This is a genomic window from Sphingomonas sp., assembly GCF_036731925.1.
Classification (GTDB): domain Bacteria; phylum Pseudomonadota; class Alphaproteobacteria; order Sphingomonadales; family Sphingomonadaceae; genus Sphingomonas.
In genome coordinates, this window is the sequence record NZ_DAINDJ010000001.1 from 653,553 (window position 1) to 669,889 (window position 16,337).

19 protein-coding genes are annotated in these 16,337 nt (G+C 67.5%); 10 read left to right on the top strand and 9 right to left on the bottom strand.

Annotated elements, in window-relative coordinates; all coding sequences use genetic code 11:
* Positions 1 to 94: 94 nt before the first annotated feature.
* From V7E00_RS03290 to V7E00_RS03315, 6 genes are all read left to right on the top strand, one after another.
* Positions 95 to 526 carry a MaoC family dehydratase gene (locus V7E00_RS03290; RefSeq protein ID WP_333572367.1) on the top strand — a complete coding sequence of 144 codons (432 nt, stop codon included), beginning with the start codon at positions 95 to 97 and terminating at the stop codon, positions 524 to 526.
* 139 nt (positions 527 to 665) lie between these two features.
* Positions 666 to 1,841 (top strand): acetyl-CoA C-acyltransferase, encoded by a 1,176-nt coding sequence (locus tag V7E00_RS03295; protein ID WP_333571251.1) that lies wholly within the window; start codon positions 666 to 668, stop codon positions 1,839 to 1,841.
* A 40-nt stretch (positions 1,842 to 1,881) separates the two neighbouring features.
* Positions 1,882 to 2,373 (top strand): DUF805 domain-containing protein, encoded by a 492-nt coding sequence (locus V7E00_RS03300; protein WP_333571252.1) that lies wholly within the window; start codon positions 1,882 to 1,884, stop codon positions 2,371 to 2,373.
* A gap of 113 nt (positions 2,374 to 2,486) precedes the next feature.
* Entirely contained in the window at positions 2,487 to 3,437 is a 951-nt protein-coding gene (locus V7E00_RS03305) for a glucokinase (protein WP_333571253.1), read from the top strand.
* Between the two features lie 47 nt (positions 3,438 to 3,484).
* The gene (locus V7E00_RS03310; RefSeq protein WP_333571254.1) at positions 3,485 to 3,964 is read left to right on the top strand and encodes a pyridoxamine 5'-phosphate oxidase family protein; all 480 of its coding nucleotides are present in this window, start codon (positions 3,485 to 3,487) and stop codon (positions 3,962 to 3,964) included.
* Between the two features lie 40 nt (positions 3,965 to 4,004).
* Positions 4,005 to 4,373 carry a YkvA family protein gene (locus tag V7E00_RS03315; RefSeq protein WP_333571255.1) on the top strand — a complete coding sequence of 123 codons (369 nt, stop codon included), beginning with the start codon at positions 4,005 to 4,007 and terminating at the stop codon, positions 4,371 to 4,373.
* Between the two features lie 8 nt (positions 4,374 to 4,381).
* On the opposite strand, the gene V7E00_RS03320 is transcribed toward V7E00_RS03315, so the two are convergent.
* Positions 4,382 to 4,771: a winged helix-turn-helix transcriptional regulator gene (locus V7E00_RS03320; protein WP_333571256.1), complete on the bottom strand. Its 390-nt coding sequence runs from the start codon at positions 4,769 to 4,771 to the stop codon at positions 4,382 to 4,384.
* A gap of 89 nt (positions 4,772 to 4,860) precedes the next feature.
* Between V7E00_RS03320 and V7E00_RS03325 the strand changes: the two genes are divergently transcribed.
* Positions 4,861 to 5,709: an NAD(P)H-binding protein gene (locus V7E00_RS03325; RefSeq protein WP_333571257.1), complete on the top strand. Its 849-nt coding sequence runs from the start codon at positions 4,861 to 4,863 to the stop codon at positions 5,707 to 5,709.
* A gap of 87 nt (positions 5,710 to 5,796) precedes the next feature.
* Here the strand turns inward: V7E00_RS03325 and purL are convergent, their stop codons facing one another.
* Complete coding sequence (purL, locus tag V7E00_RS03330) at positions 5,797 to 8,013, bottom strand: phosphoribosylformylglycinamidine synthase subunit PurL (RefSeq protein ID WP_333571258.1); 2,217 nt, start codon at positions 8,011 to 8,013, stop codon at positions 5,797 to 5,799.
* A 99-nt stretch (positions 8,014 to 8,112) separates the two neighbouring features.
* Between purL and V7E00_RS03335 the strand changes: the two genes are divergently transcribed.
* Entirely contained in the window at positions 8,113 to 8,487 is a 375-nt protein-coding gene (locus tag V7E00_RS03335; RefSeq protein WP_333571259.1) for a PAS domain-containing protein, read from the top strand.
* A gap of 3 nt (positions 8,488 to 8,490) precedes the next feature.
* Here the strand turns inward: V7E00_RS03335 and V7E00_RS03340 are convergent, their stop codons facing one another.
* The 4 genes from V7E00_RS03340 to V7E00_RS03355 all read right to left on the bottom strand — a co-directional run bounded on the left by V7E00_RS03340 (position 8,491) and on the right by V7E00_RS03355 (position 11,856).
* On the bottom strand, positions 8,491 to 9,192 hold the full coding sequence (locus V7E00_RS03340; protein WP_333571260.1) for an LrgB family protein: 702 nt from the start codon (positions 9,190 to 9,192) through the stop codon (positions 8,491 to 8,493).
* Positions 9,189 to 9,539 (bottom strand): CidA/LrgA family protein, encoded by a 351-nt coding sequence (locus V7E00_RS03345; protein ID WP_333571261.1) that lies wholly within the window; start codon positions 9,537 to 9,539, stop codon positions 9,189 to 9,191. The genes V7E00_RS03340 and V7E00_RS03345 overlap by 4 nt, the downstream gene beginning before the upstream one ends.
* 124 nt (positions 9,540 to 9,663) lie before the next feature.
* Positions 9,664 to 10,830, bottom strand: coding sequence for a mechanosensitive ion channel family protein (locus V7E00_RS03350; RefSeq protein WP_333571262.1), 1,167 nt, complete (start codon positions 10,828 to 10,830; stop codon positions 9,664 to 9,666).
* 9 nt (positions 10,831 to 10,839) lie between these two features.
* Entirely contained in the window at positions 10,840 to 11,856 is a 1,017-nt protein-coding gene (locus V7E00_RS03355; RefSeq protein ID WP_333571263.1) for a DNA topoisomerase IB, read from the bottom strand.
* 116 nt (positions 11,857 to 11,972) lie between these two features.
* Between V7E00_RS03355 and V7E00_RS03360 the strand changes: the two genes are divergently transcribed.
* Positions 11,973 to 12,524 (top strand): type 1 glutamine amidotransferase domain-containing protein, encoded by a 552-nt coding sequence (locus V7E00_RS03360; protein WP_333571264.1) that lies wholly within the window; start codon positions 11,973 to 11,975, stop codon positions 12,522 to 12,524.
* Here V7E00_RS03360 and V7E00_RS03365 read toward each other — a convergent pair.
* Genes V7E00_RS03365 through V7E00_RS03375 form a run of 3 tightly spaced genes read right to left on the bottom strand, consistent with a single transcriptional unit; the run spans position 12,475 to position 15,048 of the window.
* Positions 12,475 to 13,563: an acyltransferase family protein gene (locus V7E00_RS03365; protein ID WP_333571265.1), complete on the bottom strand. Its 1,089-nt coding sequence runs from the start codon at positions 13,561 to 13,563 to the stop codon at positions 12,475 to 12,477. The genes V7E00_RS03360 and V7E00_RS03365 overlap by 50 nt on opposite strands.
* Positions 13,560 to 14,909, bottom strand: coding sequence for a putative O-glycosylation ligase, exosortase A system-associated (locus V7E00_RS03370; protein ID WP_333571266.1), 1,350 nt, complete (start codon positions 14,907 to 14,909; stop codon positions 13,560 to 13,562). Before V7E00_RS03370 ends, V7E00_RS03365 begins: the two co-directional genes overlap by 4 nt.
* Positions 14,902 to 15,048, bottom strand: coding sequence for a hypothetical protein (locus V7E00_RS03375; protein ID WP_333571267.1), 147 nt, complete (start codon positions 15,046 to 15,048; stop codon positions 14,902 to 14,904). The genes V7E00_RS03370 and V7E00_RS03375 overlap by 8 nt, the downstream gene beginning before the upstream one ends.
* Positions 15,049 to 15,130: 82 nt before the next feature.
* Between V7E00_RS03375 and V7E00_RS03380 the strand changes: the two genes are divergently transcribed.
* Positions 15,131 to 16,324, top strand: coding sequence for a TIGR04063 family PEP-CTERM/XrtA system glycosyltransferase (locus V7E00_RS03380; RefSeq protein WP_333571268.1), 1,194 nt, complete (start codon positions 15,131 to 15,133; stop codon positions 16,322 to 16,324).
* Positions 16,325 to 16,337: the final 13 nt, after the last annotated feature.

The window sequence follows — 16,337 nt, forward strand, 5'->3', positions numbered from 1 at the left end:
GCAGGGAGGCCGGTGGCCCCACTAGATATGGCGAGCCTATGAAAGATAATTACGCGAGAGGATAGTCTTGGCAGCGACCGTCACCCCGCAGCAGATGGCCGAACGGGTCGGTGCCGAGCATGTCTCGGACTGGGTGGAAGTCACCCAGGCGATGATCGATCAGTTCGCGGAAGCCACCGGCGATCACCAGTTCATCCATGTCGATCCGGTGCGCGCGGCGGAGACGCCGTTCGGCGGCACGATCGCGCATGGTTTCCTGTCGCTCTCGCTGATGCCGATGCTGGCCGCACGTACCGATGCACCGTCCATAGAAGGCGCGCGGATGGGCGTGAACTATGGGGGGAACAAGGTCCGTTTCCTCACCCCGGTACGCTCGGGCAAGCGGGTGCGCGGGCGGTTCACGCTCAAGAAGTTCGTCGAGCGCCAGCCGGGCGTCTGGGAACAGGTGCAAGAATATCAGCTGGAGATCGAAGGCGAGGAGAAGCCGGCACTGATCGCCGAGTGGATCGCGCTGGTGTATGTTTGAGGTTCAAAAAGCCCCCCCTTCAGGGGAGGGGTTGGGGTGGGGGATGACCGATCCGCCAGCCCTTCGCTGTTAGAAAGTGCCCCACCCCAACCCCTCCCCTGAAGGGGAGGGGCTCAAGAATTAGCAAGAGAGGAACCCTATGCGCTCCGCAGTCATCGTTTCCACCGCCCGCACGGGCATCGGCCGGGCCTATCGCGGGGCGTTCAACGCCACCCCGGCACCGACGCTGGGCGCGCACGCGATCCGCGCCGCGGTCGAGCGGGCGGGCATCGAGCCAGGTCAGGTCGACGACGTCGTGTTCGGCGCCGCGCTCCAGCAGGGCAGCCAGGCGCCCAACATCGCGCGCCTCGCGTTGATGCGCGCCGGCCTGCCGGTGGAAGTGCCGGGCATGTCGATTGACCGCCAGTGCGCCTCGGGCCTGATGGCGATCGCCACCGCCGCGAAGCAGATCGTCGTCGACAACATGGACATCACCCTTGGCGGCGGTGTGGAGTCGATCAGCCTCGTCCAGACGCCGCAGATGCGCGTCGAGCCCGATCGCGAACTGATCGCGATGCACAACGACACCTATATGCCGATGCTCCAGACCGCCGAAGTGGTCGCCGCGCGCTACGGCATCGGCCGGGACGCGTGCGACGCCTATGCCTTCCAGTCGCAGCAGCGCACCGCCGCTGCCCAGGCCGCGGGCAAGTTCGACGACGAGATCGTGCCCGTCACCGCGACGATGAACCTGGTCAACAAGGAGACCAAGGAAGTCTCGCAGAAGGAAATCACGCTTTCCAAGGACGAGGGCAATCGGCCCGAGACGACGCTGGAGGGCCTGCAGGCGCTGCAGCCGGTGGTGCCGAACGGCACCGTCACCGCGGGCAACGCCAGCCAGCTGTCCGACGGCTCCTCGGCATGCGTGCTGATGGAAGAAAAGCTCGCGTCGCAGCGCGGCCTTACTCCGCTTGGCCGCTATGTCGGCATGGCGGTGGCAGGCACCAAGCCGGACGAGATGGGCATCGGCCCGGTCTATGCCATCCCGAAGCTGCTCGAGCGCTTCAACCTGAAGATGGACGATATCGGCCTGTGGGAGCTCAACGAAGCCTTTGCGGTGCAGGTGCTCTACTGCCGCGACAAGCTGGGCATTCCGGCCGAACTGCTGAACGTCAATGGCGGCGCGATCTCGATCGGCCACCCCTATGGCATGTCGGGCGCGCGGATGACCGGCCATGCGCTGATCGAAGGCAAGCGCCGCGGCGCCAAGTATGTCGTCGTCACCATGTGCATCGGCGGCGGCATGGGCGCGGCGGGTCTTTTCGAGACGCTGTAAGTACTTGACCGGAGGGTGCGGCGCGCTGCACCCTCCATCCATGACAGCAGCCAGCTATCGCGACGGGGTGTCGCTGCGCACCGGCCTTCGCGCCATCGGTCAGAGTTTCGTGTTCCGCGGCCGCTCAACGCGCAGCGAGCTGACCAGCGCGCTCATCCTGATCGCGATCGGCGAGCTGCTGCTGTTTCTCGGCTTCCACTTCTTTCATCCGCCGACGGCGCTCAACGTTACCGTGTTCTGGCGCCGCGTGGCGGTGGAGGAGGCACTGGCGCTGCTGCTGTTCGTGCCGCTGATCGGCTTGATCGTGCGGCGATTGCACGATGTGGGGCTGCCGGCGATCCCCGGCCTGCTGCTTGCCGCGATCGGCGTGGCGGGCGATCTGGACCGGACGCAGGTGGCGATCGGCCTGCATCCGGGCGTGCCGATGCTGCCCACCGCCGGCCATGTCGCGCTCGCGATCCTGGCGGTCGCGCTCTACTGGTCGCCCGCCATAGGTGCGAACCGTTTCGGCATGGATCCGCGAACTGCCTGAAAAACGCATCGGAATTGCACTAAACGACGCTTACTTATTGCTCCGGTAACTATTGTTAGCGATATCGCCTGCGCGAGCTTCAACAAGAGGCCGGTGGGGAGAGCGAGGATCCGATGGAAGAAGGCGTTGCGCTGGTGGCGGATATCGGCCGGCAGTCGGTCCGGTTCGGGCTGGCCGGCGGCGCAGCGGGCGCAGAGCCGCGCGACATCAAGCGTTTTTCCAACAGCGACCATCAGACCTTCACCAGCGCACTGGTCGCATATCTTGCCAGTGTCGGCCTGCGCGATGCGCGCCTGCCGAGCGTCCTCGCCGTGGCGGGCGCGGTGCGCGGCGACCTGATCAACCTGACCGGCAGCCGCTGGTATATCTCGCTCGCGGGCGTGGAAGCGGTACTGCGCCAGAAGCCCATCGCGATGAACGAGTGCGCCGCCAATGCGCTGGCGCTTACCCGGCTCCCGCCGACAGCGCTTACCGCATTGCCGGGTCCGGCGCTTCGGCCGATCTCGCAGGGCGGCAATTATGCGGTGATCGGCGTCGGCACCGGGCTGGGCGTGGCGGCGCTGATCAGTGCGGATGGGCGACATGTGCCGGTGCAGAGCGAGGCCGGCCATATCGGTTTCGCCGCACAGAGCGGTGACGAGGAGCGCTTCGCCGCGTTCTGCAAGGCGCGCGGCGGGCTGGTGGAAGTCGAGACGCTGCTCAGCGCGAACGGCCTGTTGCTCGCCTATGAGGCGCTGTCGGGCGGCAAGCGCCTGCCCGCGCCGGAGGATGTGACCCGCAACATCGGGCGCGATCCGGTCAGCACCGCGGTGGTGCGGATGTTCGTCGAGCATCTCGGCGCATTCGTCGGCGATCTTGCGCTGACCTTCGACGCCTGGGACGGCATTTACCTGACCGGCGCCATCGCCCGTGCGCTGGAGCCGCAGCTGAAGGAGCCGGGCTTCCGCCGCCGCATGGAGGCACGGACCGCCTTCCGCCGCCAGCTCGCCGAAACGCCGGTGGCGCTGGTCAACCGCAGCGACCTCGAACTGATCGGCGCGGCGGCGGCAATCCGGAACGCCTGAGCGGACCTGCACGTTACCCGCAGGTATCCAAACTCCGGGAGACGATCATGGCCGATACGGTCGAACTGAAGAAGCATTTCTGGTCCAAGCTGGCTGACAGCCCCTACATGATGGTGGGCCTGCAGGACGGGCAGCACAGCGAGCCGCTTACCGCCCAGCTCGACGAGGATCAGGTTGACACGATCTTCTTCTTCATCGGCAAGGACAATCGCATGGCCAAGGGCGGCCCGGCGATGCTGCAGTTCGTCTCGAAGGGGCATGATTTCTTTGCCTGCCTGGCGGGCGCCGCGCGGATCGACAACGACTTCGCGATGATCGACAAGCTGTGGAACAGCCAGGTCGAGGCCTGGTTTCCGGGCGGCAAGCAGGACCCGAATCTCGCGCTGCTCCGCGTCGACATCGACGATGCCGAGCTGTGGGAAACCGACATGTCGATCACCGGCAAGGTGAAGATGCTGTTCGGCGGCAAGATCAAGTCGGACGAGACCGGCAGCCACGCCAAGGTCGAGACGACCGCGGAGCGCTGACCCGCATTGACCTGCGGACGCGGTCGCGCGATTCAGGGCCATGGGTCCTTCGCTCGCACACCGCGTCCGCACCGAGGCGCATGCCGTATGGCTCGCCATCCGCGATCCGCGCACGCCGCTGGCAGCGCGGATCGTCGGCCTTCTGGTGGCGGCCTATGCGCTCTCGCCGATCGACCTGATTCCCGATTTCATCCCGGTGCTCGGGCTGGTGGACGACGCCATCCTGATCCCGCTGGGCGTATGGTTGTTCGAGCGGCTGATCCCGGCCGAACAGTTCGCCGAACATCGCGCGGCGGCAGAGGAAGCAAGCCACCGCCCGGTGAGCTGGGGCGGGATTGCAATCGTGCTCGGCGCCTGGGCGCTGCTGGCGTGGGGCGTGTGGAGCTGGCTGGTGACGAAATACGACTGAGCGCGCCGCTAGGCAGCGATCTCCAGCGAAGCGGGCATCAGCGCAGCCAGATTTGCCTGGATCCACTCGATCAGATCCTCGACCTTCGCGGCGGCCTCCTGCCCGAGCGGCGTGAGGCTGTATTCGACGTGCGGCGGCACGACCGGATAGCTCCGGCGCTCCACCAGCCGATGCGCTTCCAACTGCTGGAGCGTCTGCGCCAGCATCCGCTCGCTCACGCCGTTCACCCGGCGGCACAATTCGCTGAACCGAAGGGTGCCGTCCCGCAGCGCGACCAGCACGAGCAAGCCCCAGCTGCTGGTGATGCGCTTGAGCACCGCGCGCGACGGGCAATCCGGGGCGAACACGTCGCCGCGGTCCATCATCGCGGCGAGGGTGCGGGGGGAGGCTTCGGACATTTTCATACTTACCTTCGTGTGCGTACTTACGTTCCGTAAGTGGGTCGCTAGATCCTAGTCGTCAATCCACTGCAGACAAGGAGATCATCATGTACGCCGTTACCGGAGCCTCGGGCCAGCTGGGCCGCCTCGTCATCGAATCGCTGTTGGGCAAGGTGGCACCGGGCGAGATCGTCGCGCTGGTTCGCAACTCCGAGAGTGTCGCCGATTTTGCCGCCCAGGGCGTGGTTGTCCGCACCTTCGACTATGATGCGCCGGAGACGCTGGTGCCCGGCCTCGCGGGCGTGACGCGGCTGCTGCTGATCTCCGGCAACGCCGTCGGCAGCCGGGTTCGCCAGCACAAGGCGGTGATCGAGGCGGCCCGGCAGGCCGGCGTGGCGTTGATCGCCTATAGCAGCATCCTGCGTGCCGATCGTTCGCCGATGCAGCTCGCCGCCGAGCACAAGGCGACCGAGGGCCTGCTGGCGGCAAGCGGCATTCCCGCCGCGCTGCTGCGCAACGGCTGGTATACCGAGAATTATCTGATGAGCGCCGGCCCCGCGATCGACCACGGCGTGCTGATCGGCAGCGCCGGCGCGGGCATGGTGTCCGGCGCGGCGCGCGCCGATTATGCGGAGGCGGCGGCAGTGGTGCTGACGCGCGGCGAGGCGGGCACGTTCGAGCTCGCGGGTGATACCGGCTTCACCCATGCCGAGCTTGCGGCCGCGCTGGCAGAGGCTTCGGGCAAGCCGGTCGTGTACCAGGACATGCCGGAGGCGGACTATGCCCGGGCGCTGGAAGGCGCCGGGCTGCCCGGTCCGTTCGCGGCAATCCTGGCGGATAGCGACGCCCGCGCAGGCGAGGGGGCGCTGTTCGACGATTCGCGCACGCTCTCCGCGGTGATCGGCCGCCCGACCACCCCGTGGCGGGAGACGATCGCGGCAGGCGTGCAGGGGTGAGCGTGTCCGGCGGTGCTGCCGCTCGATGCGGGCAGCGCCGCCGGTCTGTCCTGGTGAGAGCCGGGTCCGCGCGGACCCGGCCACCGATCAGATGGCCTCGGCGGCGCCCATCAGCGCCGGGAAGAAGCCCTCGTGCGCGGCGCGGAGATCGTCCAGGCTCACGCAGAAATCGCCTTCCTCCATCTCGAAGATGATCCGGTTGGCGATGGTGCGGCCGATCGGATCGGCGGCGAGGCCGGCCTTGTCGGCGGCGACCAGGAAATCGGCCAGCGCCTCATCCTTCACCGTTACGACGTACAGGCCCTGGTCCTCGCCGAACCAGCTGCCGGCGACGCCGAACGGCTGGGGCTGATCGAGGATCGCGCCGATACCCGAGGCCAGCGCCATCTCTGCCACCGCGACGGCAAGGCCGCCGTCCGACACGTCATGGCAGGCAGTGATCGCGCCGCCGCAGATCGCCGAGCGGACGAAGGCGCCGGTGCGGCGCTCCATCATCAGGTCGACCGGCGGGGGCGGGCCTTCTTCGCGGCCGCAGATCTCGCGCAGCCAGATCGACTGGCCGAGATGGCCGCCGCGCTCGCCGACGGCGATGATCACGTCGCCGGTGCCCTTGAAGGCGATGGTGCAGTTCTTCTGCCAGTCCTTGAGCAGGCCGATCGCGCCGATCGCGGGCGTCGGCAGGATCGCCGAGCCGCCGCCGGTGGCCTTGCTCTCGTTGTAGAGACTGACATTGCCCGAGACGATCGGGAAGTCGAGCGCGCGGCACGCCTCGCTCATGCCTTCCAGTGCGCCGACGATCTGGCCCATGATCTCCGGGCGCTGCGGGTTGGCGAAGTTGAGGCAGTTGGTCACTGCCAGCGGGGTCGCGCCCACCGCTGAGAGGTTGCGCCATGCCTCCGCAATCGCCTGCTTGCCGCCCTCGACAGGGTCCGCGAAGCAATAGCGCGGGGTGCAGTCGGTGGTGATCGCCAGGCCCTTGTCGGTGCCGTGGACGCGAACGACCGCGGCGTCGCCGCCCGGGCGCTGCACGGTGTCGCCGCCGACCATGTGGTCATACTGCTCCCAGATCCAGCGGCGGCTGGCGATGTCCGGCGAGCCCATCAGCTTGACGAGATCGGCAGCGGGATCGGTGCATTCCGGCACGTTCTGCAGCTCGGGCTGCTTGGGCGTCGGCACGTGCGGGCGATCGTAGAGTGGGGCGTCGTCGGCCAGCGGGGCGAGCGGGATGTCGCACACCACATCGCCCTTCCACTTCAGCACCATGCGGCCGGTGTCGGTCACATGGCCGATCACCGCGAAGTCGAGCTCCCACTTGCGGAAGATCGCCTCGGCGAACTCCTCGCGGCCGGGCTTGAGCACCATCAGCATGCGCTCCTGAGACTCGGAGAGCATCATCTCGTACGGGGTCATGCCGGTTTCGCGCTGGGGCACGTCGTCCATGATCAGCTCGATGCCGACGCCGCCCTTGGACGCCATCTCGACGCTGGAGGAGGTGAGGCCGGCGGCGCCCATGTCCTGGATCGCGACGATCGCGTCCGAGGCCATCAGCTCGAGACAGGCCTCGATCAGCAGCTTCTCGGTGAACGGATCGCCGACCTGGACGGTGGGGCGCTTCTCTTCCGAATCCTCGCCGAAATCGGCCGAGGCCATGGTGGCGCCGTGGATGCCGTCGCGGCCGGTCTTGGAGCCGACATAGACGATCGAATTGCCGACGCCCGAGGCGGCCGAATAGAAGATCTTGTCGGTATCGGCGATGCCGACGGTCATTGCGTTGACCAGGATGTTGCCGTCATAGGCGGGGTGGAAGTTCACCTCGCCGCCCACGGTCGGCACGCCGACGCAATTGCCATAGCCGCCGATTCCATGGACGACGCCGGCGATCAGGTGCTTCATCTTGGGATGATCGGGCCGGCCGAAGCGCAGCGCGTTCATGTTGGCGATCGGCCGCGCGCCCATGGTGAACACGTCGCGCAGGATGCCGCCCACGCCGGTCGCCGCACCCTGATAGGGCTCGATGTAGCTCGGGTGGTTGTGGCTCTCCATCTTGAAGATCGCCGCCTGCCCGTCGCCGATATCGACGACGCCGGCATTCTCGCCGGGGCCGCAGATGACCTGCGGGCCGGTGGTGGGCAGCTTCTTCAGGTGGATGCGGCTGGACTTGTAGCTGCAATGCTCGGACCACATCACCGAGAAGATGCCGAGCTCGGTCAGGTTCGGCTCGCGACCGAGCGCCTTCAGGACGCGGTCATATTCTTCGGGCGAAAGGCCGTGCTCGGCGACGATCTCGGGCGTGATCTGGGTCATGGCCGGACCCCTTAGCGAGGTGCGGCGCGCGCGTCACCCCGGGAGTTACGGAGGCAGCGGACAACCTCGCGTTAACGCGAAACGTGTTGCAAGCGCGAGATGCTCATTCAACCCCTTCTCGGCCCGGGAGGGCGCATCGGCGATCCGCTGATCCCGCTGCCCGCCGCCTGGGAATGCGATCTCGCGACCGATGCGCTCCGCTGGTCGCCGGGTGTCTACGATCTGTTCGGCGTCCCCCGCAGCGAACCGCTGACCCGGGACGACGTGATCGGGATGTACACACCGGAATCCCAGGCGCTGCTGGAAGAGGTGCGGACCAACGCGGTGGCGCAAGGGGCAAGCTTTACCATCGACGTGGCGATCCGCCGACGCGACGGCGAACTCCGCAAGATGCGGCTGACTGCCGACGTGCAGTTCGAGAACGGCAAGCCGGTCCTGCTGTACGGCACCAAGCAGGACGTGACCGACGAATAGGGCCTACAGCACCGCCCACAGCGTGAGCAGCAGCGCGGTCATCGCGGCATTGAGCGCCATGCCGACACCGGCGAAGGTGCCGCCCAGTTCGGAGACCTGGAAGGCGCGGGCCATGCCGATGCCGTGCGCGGCGACTCCGGTCGCGAAGCCGCGGACGCGATAGTCGCTGATTCGCAGCAGGTTCAGCACCGGCGAGGCGACCATGGCGCCGAACACCCCCGCGATCAGCACCACCACCGCGGCCAGCGCGGGGATGCCGCCCAGCTGCGTCGCCAGTGCCATCGCGACGGGCGTCGTCACCGAGCGCGGGGCGACCGTGGCGAGAATCTGCGCGGTGCCGCCGAACGCCCAGACGATGCCGGTCACGCTGACGATGGCGGTCAGCGACCCGGCGAACAGCGCGAGCAGCAGGGGGCCGGCCGCGCGCTGCACAAGGGCCCGGTTGCGCCACAGCGGCACGGCCAGCCCTACGGTCGCCGGGCCGAGCAGGAAGGTGAGCACCGCCGTGTTCTGCGCGTAGACGGGATAGGGCGTGCGGGTGACGAGCAGGATCGCGATCAGCACCGGGGTGGCCGTGAGCACCGGGTGGCAGAGCGGGTGACGATTGCTCCGCTTCGACAGCTGGTCCGCGCCCTCGAACACCAGCAGCGTGACGGCGAGCCAGAGCAGCGGTGTCGCCTCGAGCGTGTGCCACATCACGGTCATGCGCCGCGCTCCGCCCGCGCCAGCGCCCAGCGAAAGACGAGCGCCGTAACTGCCATGGTGAGCAGCGTCGAGGCGAGGGTGGCGACGACGATCGCCACGCCGTTCTTCGCCAGCACCGGCCCCTCCTCGATCAGGCCCACGGCGGCGGGCACGAACATCACCGAAAGGTGCGCGGTCAGCCAGGCGGAGACCTGCACCAGCGTCGGCCGCTCGCCCGGGCGGAGGAGCAGCCAGCCGAGCAGCAGGAACATGCCGATCACGGCGCCGGGCAGCGGCAGGCCGGAGAGCAGGTGGATGCCCTCGCCGAGCAACTGGCAGAGGAGCAGGGTGGCGATGGCGGCGATCATGGCCGGTCCCATGCCATGCTGGGGCAGCGAGGTACACTGCGGGGCGGGGACATGTAGTTGCAGGCGGCGTACGCGCCAGCGCATGCGGCGCGGTCAGGCAGGGGCGGCGCTCCTGGCGCGGATCTCAGCGCTCGCCGTCATCCTTGTCTACCCGCCGTACTGGCTGCACCTCCGGATACGGCATGATCATCCTGCCGTCGGGCGCCGCCGTGAACGTGGTCTGGGTGGGGTACGGGATGCTGATGCCCTCTTCCGCCAGCTTGCGGACGATCGCCACCAGGATGCGGTCGCGCGTCGGATGCCCGACATCCCAGCTGCCGGTCGCGACTTCGGCGATCAGTTCGTAATCGATCGAGCTCGCACCGAAGCCCGAAAAGCCGTTGCGCACCGCCGTCGCGCCGTTCGCCTCGACGATCTCCTTGAAGATGTCCGGCAGGCGCTCAAGCTTCTCGGGCGGAGTCTCGTACGCGACGCCGATCTTGAACGGCAGGCGGATGCGCGTGCGATCGGTGAGGTTCTGCAGTTCCTTGTCGAGCAGCTGGCGGTTCGAGATGACGTGCAGCTCGCCATCGAACGAGCGGACGCGGGTGGACTTGAGCCCGATGCCCTCCACCGTGCCGCTGGTCTGGTCGAACTTGATATTGTCGCCGACGCGAAACGGGCGGTCGAACAGGATCGACAGCGCCGCGATCAGGTCGCCGAAGATGCCCTGCGCGGCAAGACCGATGGCGATGCCGCCGACGCCCAGACCGGCGATCAGGCCGGTCACGTTCACCCCGAGATTGCCGAGCACCATCACCAGCGCGATGGCGAACAGCGCGATCGAGATCAGCAAGCGGATGATGCCCACCGCGCTTGCCAGGCTCTCGCTGGGGCTGTCGCCGCGGGTGCGGTGCTCGATCAGGCCGAAGATCACCTCGCGGATCCAGATCGCGACCTGGAAGGTCACGGCGATCGTGAACAGGAAGGTGATGGTCTTGTCGAGCAGCGGGGGCGTCTCGGCGACGTTCACCACCAGGCGGATCGCCGTCATCACGATGAAGAAGTTGTTGGTGCGCGCGATCGTGCGGCCGAAGATCGTGTACCAGTTGGTGCCGCCGCTGTCGCTGTCCCGGCACAGCCGCATGCCCCAGCGGCGCAGCGTGTGCAGGAACAGCACGATGCCGACGGCAATCCCGGTGGCGACCAGGATGCTCAGCCAGTGATCGGCGATCCACTCCGGCGTGTCGCCGATGAATGCCTTGAGCTGGGATTCGAAATGGGTGGGCTTGGTGCGGGCGGTGATCAGCATCGGGTCTCGTCAGGCTGCCTTGGCGGGCTGTTCGGCCGGATCGGTCTCCAGAAAGACGATCAGGCCGCGTTCGTAGCGGTCGAGGTACTGTGTCGTGCGGGGCAGGCGCAACCCGGCGCGGAACAGCGCCTGGGCAGCCTTGTCGCGCGCCAGCTCGATCAGGCGGGGATGGACATAGGATTTGCGGGCAATGGCGGGGGTGTTGCCCAGCGCCTCGGTCACCGGCTCGAGCAGCGTCTTCAGGCCGATATAGTCGTCGGCCTGTGCCAGCGTGCGGAAGGCGATCACGCTCGCTCCCCAGGTGCGGAAATGCTTGGCGCTGAACGGTGCGTCCATCGCATCGCGGATATATGCGTTGACGTCGCTGGAGGTGACCGGGTGCGCTTCCCCGGCATCGTCGATCCAGCGGAACAGGTTCTGGCCCGGCAGGTCCTGGCAGCGCTTGACGAAGCGGCTGAGCGACTTGTCCGTCACCGTCATCACCCGCAGTTTTCCCGATTTGGCGCGGAACTGGAGCTTCAGCGTGCCGCCTTGCACCTTCACATGGCGCTTGCGCAGCGTGGTGGCGCCGAAGCTCTTGTTCTCCTGCGCGTAGCTCTCGTTGCCGACGCGGATCGAACCGAGGTCGAGCAGGCGGACGACGGCGGCCACCGCCTTGTCCTTGCACAGGCCGCGGAGGCGCAGATCGCTTTCGACCTTGCGGCGCAGGCGCGGCAGGCGCTCGCCGAACATGCCGCAGCGATCATATTTGGCCGCTTCCTGCGCCTCGCGGAAACCGTTGTGGTAGCGGTACTGCTTCCGGCCCTTCACGTCGTAGCCGGTCGCCTGGATATGGCCGTTCGGGTCCGGGCAGAACCAGGCATTCTCATAGGCAGGGGGCAGGCCGATGGCGTTCAGCCGGTCGATCTCGTCACGGTTCGTGATGCGGTTGCCGTCGGGATCGAAATAGCCCCATCCGTGGCGCATCTTGCGCCGGGTGATCCCGGGGGTCTGGTCTTCGACATAGACGATGTCGGCACTGTCCATCGCGCTTCCTTGGGCTGATCCTAGGCAAATGCGCCGCAGCAACAATTCGTTCCGGAACCGGAGGCGGGCCCGCCGGGTTGGCGCGGCATATTCCGAACACGGGAAAGGATGCCCCCATGGCCAATCTGCAGAATGCGCGGGTGCTGATGCTCGCGACCGACGGCTTCGAGGAATCGGAACTGTTCGAACCGCGCCAGGCACTGCTCGATGCCGGCGCGCAGGTCACGCTCGCCTCGGTCAAGACCGATCCGATCACCGGCGAAAGCGGTGGCGAGAAGGGCAAGAGTATCACGCCGGATGCGACGCTGGATCAGGTGGAAATCGACCAGTTCGACGCGCTGGTGCTGCCGGGCGGCGTCGGCAATCCCGACAAGCTGCGGATGAACGAGAAGGCGGTGGAGATCGCCCGCAGCTTCATGGATTCGAACCGGCTGGTCGCCGCGATCTGCCATGCGCCGTGGCTGCTCGCTGAAGCCGATGTGGTGGCCGGGCGCCAGCTGACGAGCTGGCCGTCGATCCGCACCGATCTGGCCAATGCCGGCGCCGACGTGGTGGACCAGGAAGTGGTGACCGATCGCAATCTCATCACCAGCCGCAAGCCGGATGATATCCCCGCGTTCAACCGCGCGGTGATCGCCGCGCTGGAAGACGTGACCGCCCCGGCCTGAACCCGAAGCGATTGATCCAGCGCTGCGCGGGGCGCTCCACCATCCGGTGGAGCGCCTCCGAGGCGGCGAGGACCAGCAGCAGGTAGCAGCCGGCGAGCGGCCAGCCGATGCTGGCGCTGCGCACAAGGGCCAGCTTGAACGCGAACCACAGCAGGAAATGGCTTAGATAGGTGGCGTAGCTAATCTCGCCGAGCCGATGGAGCAGCGCGCCTTCCAGCGGGTTTCCCGCCCGCCCGGCGGAGCACGCCAACCCGAGCAGCAAGGCGGCGAGCCCGGCCGGAACTGCAAGCGGCTCCGGAACGCCGATCCACCAGGCGGCCGCCAACAGCGCGGCGATGCCGAAGCCGGCGCGTGCGGCGCGGCGCCCCTGCCACCGCTGCCATAGCGCCTGCAGCACCGTCCCGGCGGCAAACTCCAGCAGGCAGCGGACCATGCCGAGATGGGCGATATCCTGCCCCAGCGTGTCGGCCCCGCGTGATGTGAAGACCAGCCCCAGCGTCACCAGCAACAGCCCCAGCGCGCCCAGCGCCACCGGCGCGCGCTGCCGGCGCCAGTCGACCGCCATCGCCCAGAGCGGGAACAGCAGATAGGCGGCCGTTTCGCACGAGATGGACCAGGCCGGGTCGTTCCAACGCAGCGGGTCGGCGAAGCCCCAGGACTGGACGAGCAGCAGATGCGCGGGCAGGTCGGGCAGCGGGAACTCCGGCACCGCGCGCCCGCTGGCCCGCAGGACGAGCATCAGCAGCAGCGCGAAGCCCAGCATTGCGGCGTGCAGTGGCCAGATCCGCGCGAAGCGTCGGCGGAGGAAATCGGGTACTGCAGCCGGGCCCCCGGCGCGCAGCCGCTCGCCATGCCGCAGCGCCAGCACGAAGCCCGACAGCAGGAAGAAGAAATCGACTGCGAGATAGCCCTTGGCGAGCACGACTTCGGCCATGCCCGGCAGCCCGGCCAGCGACCCGCGAAGATGGTAGAGCACGACCCACCACGCCGCGATGCCGCGGGCCGAGGTCAGCGCGCGCAGTTCGGTCTTTCTGCTCATGCCGTCGCGGCGCGGGCCCGGCGGAGCGGCCGCCAGTCCGCCGCTGCGCGCCTGCGGGCGCAATAGGTGTCCAGGCCGATCTGCGCGCCGATCAGCATGTAGATGAAGGGCTGGAAGGCGATCGCCACGAAGGCGGCGCCGAGCAGGTAGACGAGGTGCCCGTTCTGCAGCGCGGCGGCGAGCGGCGCGATCCAGGCCTGGTCGCCCTCGGCGCGGGCATAGCGGCGGCGCAGCACTTCCATGCGGAACAGGCCCGACAGATTGATCAGCAGCCACAGCGCGAGGCCGGGATAGCCCTGTTCGCCCAGCATTTCGAAATAGGCGCTGTGATAGGCGCGGGCCTTGTCGACCTCGAGCGAGCGGTCAACCACCGCCACACCGCCCTGGTCTTCCACCGCCACCTTCTCGTAGCGGATCTGGTTCTGGCGATAGGCCTCGAATCCGCCGCCCAGCGGATGTTCGCGGGCATAGTCCATCGTCCATTGCCACACGGCCAGCCGGGTGGAGGCGGAGGCGTCGCCCTGATAGGTCTTGATCGTCCCCATCCGCTCGGTGAAGGCGGCGGGCAGGAAGGGAAGGGCGGCCACCGCGACCGCCGCCACGCATCCGAGATACAGCAGCTTCTTCCGACTGTCGCGCAGCATCAGCAGCGCGACCAGCCCGATGCAGAGCAGCCCGGTGCGCGTGGAGGTGCCGATCGGGATCAGCAGACAGGCGACGCACAGGGGGTACGCGAATGCCTTCATCCGCCAATCGGGGGCGAAGAGCGTGCCATACCGGGTGAACCACAGGATCAGCGGCAGGATCGCGATCGCCACCGTGGAGATGGTGCTGCCCTCGTACAGCCCCGAATTGTTCGAGACCATCAGGTTCAGTTCGCCATAGCCGCCGCCGGACAGGATCGTCTTGATCGCGCCCACGATGATGATCGAGCTGGCGGACAGGATCATGAACAGGAGGAGCGCCTCGATCCGAAGGCGCGTGCGCAAAGTGAGCGGCAGGAACGCGGCGAAGGCGAGCGCCTTCCACACCCAAGCCCATTTGTCCCTGGCCTCCACCGGAAAGTCGGCATGGAGCGTGGTGAACCAGCAATATCCGATCAGCGCGAGGATCATCAGCTGGCGCGGCGCCAGCCGCACGTCGCGCTTGTCGTCGAACAACAGGAATCCGCCCAGCGCCAGCGCCGCCGCCATGGCCGAAATCGGCAGCGAATTGAGCAGGAGGTAGGTCAGCCGCTGGGGTGCTACGATGTCGATATAGGCATAGACCAGCACGAACAGGAACGGCTTGCGAAAGCCGGTGCCGAAGAACGCCGCCAGGAAAAGCACGAAGACGTAGTCACGCACCGCGCTTGCCCCAGCGCTTGCGCGGCGGCTTGTCGGCGCGGGCGGCGCCCTCCTTGTCGAGATCCGGTCGGCGGAGCAGCAGGAAGGCCGCCAGCAGCATCAGCCCATGGGTGAGCGCAAGCGAGAGATTGTCGATCATCGGGCCGGCCGTTCCTTCCGCAGCCGCCATAGCCCAGGCGCAGTTGACGTGCCGTTAAGCGCAGCGTGGCATGCAGGCGGGCATGCGAGTCCTGCACCTCCTGGACCATGGCCTGCCGCTCCACAGCGGCTATGCGTTCCGCACCCGCGCGATCCTGAAGGCGGAGCTTGCGCGCGGCTGGGAGGTCGCGGCGGTGACCGGGCCCCGCCACGGCCTCGCGCTTGCGGGGGAAGAGACGATCGACGGCCTGCGCTTCTTCCGCACCAGGCCCACCGGCTCCGCCCTTCCGGGCCTTGGCGAATGGCGCGAGATCGACGCTTTTGCCCGGCGCATTCACCAGGTGGTGAAGCGCTTCCAGCCCGATGTGCTCCATGCCCATTCGCCGGTGCTCTGCGCGCTGGCGGGGTTGCGCGTCCGCCGCTGGACGGGCGTTCCATTGCTCTACGAGATCCGCGCCTTCTGGGAGGATGCAGCCGTGGGCAACGGCACCGGGCGGGAGGGCAGCCTGCGGTACCGCGTTACGCGCGCGCTGGAGACCCATGCCGTCCGCCAGGCCGATGCCGTGGCGGTCATCTGCGAGGGGCTACGGGGCGACCTGGTCGCCCGCGGCATAGATCCGGCGAAAATCGCGGTGTCGCCGAACGGCGTCGACATGGAGATGTTCGGTGCGCCCGTGGCCTATGATGGCGCGCTTGCCGACGCGCTCGGATTGCGCGGTGCCGATGTCATCGGGTTTATCGGCAGCTTCTACGATTATGAGGGGCTGGACGTGCTCATCGCCGCGATGCCCGCACTGGTCGCGGCGCGACCGGCGATGCGGCTGCTGCTGATCGGCGGCGGCCCCGCCGAACCGGAATTGCGGGCGCAGGCAGCGGCATCTCCGGTCGCCGATCGAATCCATTTCCTCGGCCGCGTCCCGCATGAAGCCGTGGAGCGCTATTACAGCCTGATCGACGTGCTGGTCTATCCGCGCAAGAAGATGCGGCTGACGGACCTTGTCACGCCGCTGAAGCCGCTGGAGGCGATGGCGCAGTGTCGCCTGGTCGCCGCGTCGGACGTGGGCGGGCACCGCGAGCTCATTGCCGACGGGGTGACGGGCACCCTGTTTCCCAGCGACGACTGGTCAGCGCTGGCGCGGGCACTTGAAAATCTTTTTAGCATGCGCAATCAATGGGATGCGCGTAGAAATTGCGCTCGCGCCTATGTCGAGGCCGAGCGTAACTGGCGTGTAAATGTTGCCGTATATGCCAGTTTGTATGAAAACCTTGCCATATAGATGGCATGAAAAC